This window comes from Actinomycetota bacterium (assembly GCA_036280995.1).
Lineage (GTDB): Bacteria > Actinomycetota > CALGFH01 > CALGFH01 > CALGFH01 > CALGFH01.
The window spans coordinates 1-6,542 of sequence record DASUPQ010000497.1 but is presented as its reverse complement, the minus strand read 5'-3'; the positions used below and the strand labels follow the sequence as shown (position 1 = coordinate 6,542).

General features: G+C 73.2%; 8 protein-coding genes. 6 read left to right on the top strand and 2 right to left on the bottom strand.

The features are described from left to right. The 4 genes from VF468_16895 to VF468_16880 all read left to right on the top strand — a co-directional run. The coding region (locus VF468_16895) for a menaquinol-cytochrome c reductase cytochrome b subunit (protein HEX5879970.1) at positions 1 to 704 on the top strand (704 nt) is incomplete at its 5' end. A 20-nt stretch (positions 705 to 724) separates the two neighbouring features. Next, positions 725 to 1,336, top strand: coding sequence for a Rieske 2Fe-2S domain-containing protein (locus VF468_16890; GenBank protein ID HEX5879969.1), 612 nt, complete (start codon positions 725 to 727; stop codon positions 1,334 to 1,336). Next, on the top strand, positions 1,333 to 1,995 hold the full coding sequence (locus VF468_16885) for a cytochrome c (protein ID HEX5879968.1): 663 nt from the start codon (positions 1,333 to 1,335) through the stop codon (positions 1,993 to 1,995). Before VF468_16890 ends, VF468_16885 begins: the two co-directional genes overlap by 4 nt. Before the next feature lie 30 nt (positions 1,996 to 2,025). Then, the gene (locus VF468_16880) at positions 2,026 to 2,781 is read left to right on the top strand and encodes a hypothetical protein (protein ID HEX5879967.1); all 756 of its coding nucleotides are present in this window, start codon (positions 2,026 to 2,028) and stop codon (positions 2,779 to 2,781) included. Between the two features lie 28 nt (positions 2,782 to 2,809). Here the strand turns inward: VF468_16880 and VF468_16875 are convergent, their stop codons facing one another. Continuing rightward, positions 2,810 to 3,589 carry a VOC family protein gene (locus VF468_16875; GenBank protein ID HEX5879966.1) on the bottom strand — a complete coding sequence of 260 codons (780 nt, stop codon included), beginning with the start codon at positions 3,587 to 3,589 and terminating at the stop codon, positions 2,810 to 2,812. A gap of 14 nt (positions 3,590 to 3,603) precedes the next feature. Beyond that, positions 3,604 to 4,839, bottom strand: coding sequence for an acyl-CoA dehydrogenase family protein (locus tag VF468_16870; GenBank protein ID HEX5879965.1), 1,236 nt, complete (start codon positions 4,837 to 4,839; stop codon positions 3,604 to 3,606). Positions 4,840 to 4,935: 96 nt separating this feature from the next. Between VF468_16870 and VF468_16865 the strand changes: the two genes are divergently transcribed. Then, a complete protein-coding gene (locus VF468_16865; protein ID HEX5879964.1) occupies positions 4,936 to 5,595 on the top strand; it encodes a TetR/AcrR family transcriptional regulator in 660 nt (219 codons plus the stop codon). Between the two features lie 122 nt (positions 5,596 to 5,717). Next, on the top strand, positions 5,718 to 6,542 hold an 825-nt coding region (locus tag VF468_16860; GenBank protein ID HEX5879963.1), incomplete at its 3' end, for a hypothetical protein.

Here is a 6,542-nt window from a genome sequence, read left to right as displayed (position 1 = left end):
CGGCGCAGGCGCCGGCCGCGTCCGCTCCGGCGGCGCCGGCCACACCGGCGGCCCGGCCGGCGGCTCCCGGCAACGGTGGGGGCCGGCGGCTCACCCCCGAGGAGCGGGCGGCCCGGGTGGCGGCCGCGGTGGCCACCAAGGGCCTGCCCGGCCAGGCCGGCGCCGCGGCCAAGCAGGGCGAGACCCACCGGCTGCTGGCCATGGTCCCGCCCGAGGGCATCCAGCGGGCCGAGGCCCGCCAGGAGGACAAGGTCAACGTCTGGCCCCACCTGCTGCTGCGCGAGGCGGTGGCCGCCTTCGCCATATTCGCCTTCGTGACCGTGTTCTCCATGGTGGTCAACGCGCCCCTGCGCGAGCTGGCCAACTCCAACCTGACCCCGAACCCCTCCAAGGCCCCCTGGTACTTCCTGGGCCTGCAGGAGCTGCTGCGCTACTTCCACCCGATGGTGGCCGGCGTGACGATCCCCGGGATCGCCCTGCTGGCGCTGATGGCCGCGCCGTACTTCGACAAGAACCCGTCGATGCGGCCCGAGAACCGCAAGCTGGCCGTCCTGATGTTCACGATGTTCCTGATGTTCTGGGCCATCCTCGTGCTGGCCGGCTCGTTCTTCCGGGGACCGAGCTTCGAGTGGGTCTGGCCGTGGACCGAGACCTGCTCGACCCCGATCCATCCGGACAAGACCTGCCTGTTCTTCGAGTTCTAGAGATTCTAGGAAGGGAATCGATGGCGATCTCCTCGGGGGTGCGACCGGCCACCCCCCGGCCGGCGCCCAAGAAGCCACAGGTGAGCCGGCGGTCGTTCCTGCGCACGGCGTGGCTGGCCGGGCTCGGGGCGGCCGCGGCCGGGTTCGGCGTCGGCACCGTCTACTTCCTGTGGCCCAACCTGACCGAGGGCTTCGGCAGCAAGATCCGGGCCGGCACGCCCGAGTCCATCAGCGCCAACATCGAGGCCGGGGACGGCCAGGCCTACAACCCCGACGGCCGCTTCTACCTGGTCCCCTACAACGAGGAGGACGACACCGAGGGCGTGTACGCGGGGGTCGCCGGCGGCGGCTTCATGGCCCTGTACCAGCGCTGCGTCCACCTCGGCTGCCGGGTCCCGTGGTGCGCCACCGCCCAGTGGTGGGAGTGCCCCTGCCACGGCTCCAAGTACAACCAGGCCGGCGAGTGGAAGGAGGGGCCGGCCTCGCGCGGGCTGGACCGCTTCGCCATCGAGGTCTCGGGCGGCCAGATCGTGGTCGACACCTCCAAGGTGATCACCGGCCCGCCCCGGGGGACCAACACCACCGGCCAGGAGCTGGACGGCCCCCACTGCGTCGGCGGCGGTGAGGAATGAGCCGGACCACCGTCCTCATCCTGGCCGTCGTCTCGGCCATCTTCCTGTTCGTCGCGCTGATCATCGTCATCAGCTCGGCCCGGGAGCGGGCCCGCCGGTTCGGGCCGTCGGCCCCGCCGTCGCGCCGGCCCGGCCCCACCGACGAGGCCCTTGAGGGCCCGCTGCTGGAGAAGTACCAGGTCGCCGGGGTCGCCCTGACCGTGTTCCTGGCCGTGCTGCTGCCGTTCCTGTACCTGCGCGAGCCGGTGCGCCAGCGGGCCGCGGCCGAGAAGGAGCTCAGCGAGTCGGTCCGCCTCGGCCAGGCCACCTACCACGAGTTCTGCGCCCGCTGCCACGGCCCGGAGGCCCAGGGCGGCACGGTCAAGCGTTACGTCACCCCCGGGGTCAAGAACGCCAAGCCGGCCGACGTCCAGGCCCCCGACCTGCGCGAGATCCACAGCCGCCACCCCGACGACGACCCGGCCACGGTCGCCTGGGAGGCGATCCAGAAGGGCCGCCCGCCCTCGCCCATGCCGACCTGGGGCGTCCGCTACGGCGGGCCCATGAACGACCAGCAGATCACCGACCTGGTCAACTACCTGCTGTCGATCCAGAGCGACGACGAGGAGCGGCCGCTGCTCGAGTTCGAGGCCGCGGGTGGTGGCAACCGTGCCGAGTAGGCAGCCGAGGCAAAGGAGGCGTCAGCGCCCGTGAAGGGTCTCCTCGTCGTTCTCACCGCCTTCGTGCTCCTGCCCGGGTCGGTGTTCATGCTGCTGGCCTCGAACTTCGGGGCTCTCAAGGGCTACCTGATCGCGGCCACGGCCTTCTTCGGCTTCCTGGTCATGCTGTCGGCCGTGTGGCTGTTCGGCATCCCCGGGACCACGCCGCTCACCGGCCCCAAGGGCACCCAGCCGACGTTCAGGTTCTTCACCGTCGACGACCCGGTGGCCGCCACCTACGACAGCGTGCGGGACTTCCAGGGCGGGGCCGGCAGCGGCTGGCAGCCGGCCCCCGAGGGCGAGTTCGAGGAGGGCACCCCCGAGGGTGACCTCAAGGCCGACCTGGACACGGCCCGGCAGACGGCCGTCCAGGACCTGATCGACGAGACCAACGCCGACATCGAGGACTCCAGCGAGGAGCTGGACGCCACCAACCTCAGCGCCGAGGTCTTCTACACGATCCAGGACGGGACCGAGGTGGCCGCGGTGGTGATCTCGCCCGCGACCCCGCTGGAGGGGTCGGGCCTGCAGCGGCCGGACTTCGCCCCCAAGACCTTCTTCGCCTACCGCGACCCGGGCAGCCCCTACCTGCCGAGCATCCTGTTCCTGATCGGCTCGACCGTGCTGTTCCTGGTCCACCTGTTCCTGCTCGGGGTGGCCGAGCGGCGCCGTCCCCTGGGCCAGGCGCTCACGCCGACGACCGAGGCCGAGCGCCAGCCGGCCGGGGCGGGGGCGGCCCGCCGCTGACCAGCCGGCCGAAGCATCCGCGGCGCCGTCAGGACCCGTCGACCCCCCTGGTCGGGCCGCCGGGGACGGCCGTGGCGCTGAAGCTGGCCCCCTGGGGGTCGGCCAGGACCGTGAAGCGGCCGGCGGGGATGTCCATGGGCGGCAGCAGCACCGTCCCGCCCAGCTCCCCGGCCCTGGCCGCGGCCTCGTCGGCGTCCGCCACCCAGAAGGCGATGCTCCACCGGGGCGCCGGGTCCTCCCCCGGCGCCGGGGCGTGGCCGCCGCCGACCAGCAGCTCCCCCAGGGTGAAGGTGGTCCGCGGGAGCGCCCCCGGCGCGTCGGAGGCCGACCATCCGAACAGCTCGACATAGAAGTCCCGGCCCGCCGCCAGGTCCCCGCTGACCAGCTCGTTCCAGGTCCAGGTCCCGTCCTCGTTGACCAGCTCGGCCCCGAAGCGCTCCCCCGGCCGCGACAGCGACACCGACGCCCCCGCCGGGTCCCGGACCGTCGCCACCCGCCCCCCGCCGGGCGTGTCGAACGGCTCCACCAGCACCTCGGCCCCCAGCTCCCGCGCCCTGCCGGTCGCCCGGTCGACGTCGTCGACGCTGATGTACGACCCCCACCCCGGCGTCTCCGCCCGGTCGTACAGCCCCGCCACCGCCCGCCCCCGCAGCCGGCAGGTCGAGTAGGTCCCCTGCTCCCCCGTGGGCAGGTCGTCGAACTCCCACCCCAGCAACCCCCCGTAGAACGCCTTCGCCCCCGCGGCGTCGTTCGTCCCCAGGTCCACCCAGCAGAAGATCCCGTTCGGGTAGCGCTCGACCTCGCCCATGCTCCTCCCTCGGTCTAGGCCATCCCCCCGTTCGCGCGGGAGATCACCAGGCGTTGTATCTCGGACGTGCCCTCGAAGAGGGAGTAGATCTTGGCATCCCGGTGCCACTTCTCCACAGGGAAGTCGCGGATGAAGCCGTAGCCCCCGAGGACCTGGATGGCTTCGTCGGTGACCCGGGTGGCGACCTCGCCGGCCTTGAGCTTGGACATGGAGCCTTCGGCGTGGGCGAAGCCCATGCCGTTGCGGGCCATCCAGGAGGCGCGCCAGACGAGCAGGCGGGCGGCGTCGATCTCGGTGGCCATGTCGGCCAGCTTGAAGGCGATGGCCTGCTGGGCGGCGATCGGCTTGCCGAACTGGACCCGTTCGCGGGCGTAGTCGCGGGCGAACTCGAAGGCGGCCCGGGCGATGCCGACGGCCTGGGCGCCGACGACCGGGCGGGTCGCCTCGAAGGTGGCCAGGGCGCCCGAGCTGCCCTTGGCGCGCGGGGCGGAGGACGCGGTGGCGGTCGGGCCGGCCGCCTGGGCCTCGCGGGCCCGCTCCAGCTTGGCCTGGAGACGCTCCTCGCCGCCGAGGAGGCAGTCGGCGGGGATGCGGCAGTCCTCGAGCAGGACCTCGGCGGTGTGGGAGGCGCGGATGCCGAGCTTCTTCTCCTTCTTGCCCTGGCGCAGGCCGGGGGTGCCGGGCGGGACCACGAAGCTGGCCTGACCGCGGTGGCCCAGGGTGGGGTCGACGGTGGCCACGACCACGTGGAGGCTGGCGATCCCGCCGTTGGTGATGAACACCTTCTGGCCGTTGAGGACCCAGTCGTCGCCGTCGCGGACGGCCCGGGTGCGGAGGCTGGAGACGTCGGACCCGGCGCCCGGCTCGGTGACGGCGAACGCGCCCACCTTGGGCTCGGCCGGGGTGCCGAACAGCTCCGGGGTCCAGCGGGCGACCTGGTCCGGGGTGCCGCTGGCGATCAGGGCGACCAGCGGCAGCCCGCTGCCGAAGATGCCGAGGGAGATGCCGGCGCAACCCCAGCAGAGCTCCTCGACCAGCAGCGGCTGGAGGATGCCGGTCTCGTCCTCGCCGATCATGCGGTAGAAGTCCATGCCGTAGAGGCCGATGTCGGCCGCCTTGGACAGGACCGGCCAGGGAAAGTCCTCGGTCTCGTCGTAGTGGGGCGCGACCGGCCGGATCTCCTTCTCGGCGAACTCCCGGGCCCACTTCTGGGCGGCCACCTGGTCTTCGGAGAGCGCGAAGCCGATCATGGGGCAGATCCTTTCCGTACTGCGGGTTACCGCTCGGTAACCTACTGAACGGTAGGATGCGGGAACGGGCAGGGTCTGCGCAAGGGGGTGGAACCGGTGAGCGTGCCCATCGGCATGCGGCTGCGGGCGGCCGAGCGCAAGGCCCAGCTGCTGGGCGTGGCCAGGCGGCTGTTCGCCCGCGACGGCTACCGGGGCGCCTCCATGGACTCCATCGCCGAGGCCGCCGGGGTGACCAAGCCCGTCCTCTACCAGCACTTCTCCTCCAAGCGGGCGCTGTACTCGGCGCTCCTGGCCAACGACCTGGGGCGGCTCACCGAGGAGCTGGAGAGCGGCTTCAGCCAGGCCGAGGGCAACGAGGAGCGGCTGCGGCGCGGGTTCCGCGTCTACCTCGACTTCGTCGACCGCCACGAGGACGCCTTCCGGCTGCTGTTCACCGAGGCCCTCGGCCTCGACGCCGACTTCCAGCGGCAGGTGACCGAGTTCCGGCGCTGGGTGGCCGGGCGGGTGGCGAGGATCATCGCCGCCGAGGCCGGCCTGGCCGCTCCCAGGGCCCGGGCCCTGGCCGCGGCGATCGTCGGCATGGCCGAGGGCGCGGCCGGCTGGTGGCTGGACGAACGCCGTCCCCTCGACGCCGGTGAGCTCGCCGACGAGCTGGCCGGCCTGGCCTGGAAGGGCTTCGCCCGCTTCCCGGTGGACGCCCACGAGGCCGGGGTCGGCGAAGGGGACGTCGGCGAAAAGCCGCCCCCGCTCGCCTGATTCCTCCTGCATCCGGCGTAGAGACTTTCGTCGGACGAGTATGGAAGTATGCTCCTTCGAGTGCGATGACCGGTTCCATCGGGCCGTTCGTCGCGATCCGGTCAGTGACAGGAGCGGTGGACGTGGAGCGTCGGGTTGTCCTGTTGTCGCGGGACCCAGGGCTGGCGTCGATCACCGGCCGCCTGCTCGCCAACGGTGACCGCATCGCCCACTTCCGCTCGGCGGCCGAGCTGTCGGACTGGTCCACGCCGGTGGTGGCCGCCGTGGTCCTCGACAGCCAGCCCCAGGCCCGCCGCCTCAGCTACAAGCAGGTCCGCGACTGCTACGACGGGCCGCTGGTCATGCTGCTGGACAAGGGCGAGCGCCGGCCCGACCTCCCGCCCGACGGGGCGCGGCACTACCTGCACCGGCCCTTCAGGGCCGACGACCTCTCGAAGCTGCTGGGCCGGCCAGGGGCCGAGCTGGGGCCGTTCGAGGCGGCGATCATCGCCGCCTGGTCGCGCCACGCCACCGCCGAGCAGGCGGTGCGGGCGCGGCGCGGGGCCGCCTACCGGATCAAGTGGCGCCCGTCCCTGCGGCGGCGGGCCCGGGCCTGGACGGCGACGGTCGTCGCCCTCATGGGCCTGCTGCTGGTCTTCGGCCTCAGCGACCAGGGCCCCTGCCCCGACGGGTGCACCAGCTTCGGCGGCGCCGTGGCCGGGGCGACCGAGAGCAAGACCCCGCAGACCTCCTCTGGGGCGGCCGGGTCGGGCGGTGGCGGCCGCGCCACCGCCCCGCCGGGGTCGGCGGCCGCCTCCTCCCAGCCCTCGACCCCGACCGGCGGCGGCTTCCCGATCGTGACCGGGGTCGGCGGGCTGATCCAGTCCATCAGCCCCATCAGCAGCGGCGACACCCTGCCGCCGACCGGGCCACGGGCCGTCGCCGGGGTCCCCGCGCCGCCGGGCACG

Bases quoted from the DNA above. Each gene is read 5' to 3' on its own strand.
- VF468_16890 (HEX5879969.1), top strand. From the start codon at position 725: ATGGCGATCTCCTCGGGGGTGCGACCGGCCACCCCCCGGCCGGCGCCC.
- VF468_16885 (HEX5879968.1), top strand. From the start codon at position 1,333: ATGAGCCGGACCACCGTCCTCATCCTGGCCGTCGTCTCGGCCATCTTC.
- VF468_16875 (HEX5879966.1), bottom strand. From the start codon at position 3,589: ATGGGCGAGGTCGAGCGCTACCCGAACGGGATCTTCTGCTGGGTGGAC.
- VF468_16870 (HEX5879965.1), bottom strand. From the start codon at position 4,839: ATGATCGGCTTCGCGCTCTCCGAAGACCAGGTGGCCGCCCAGAAGTGG.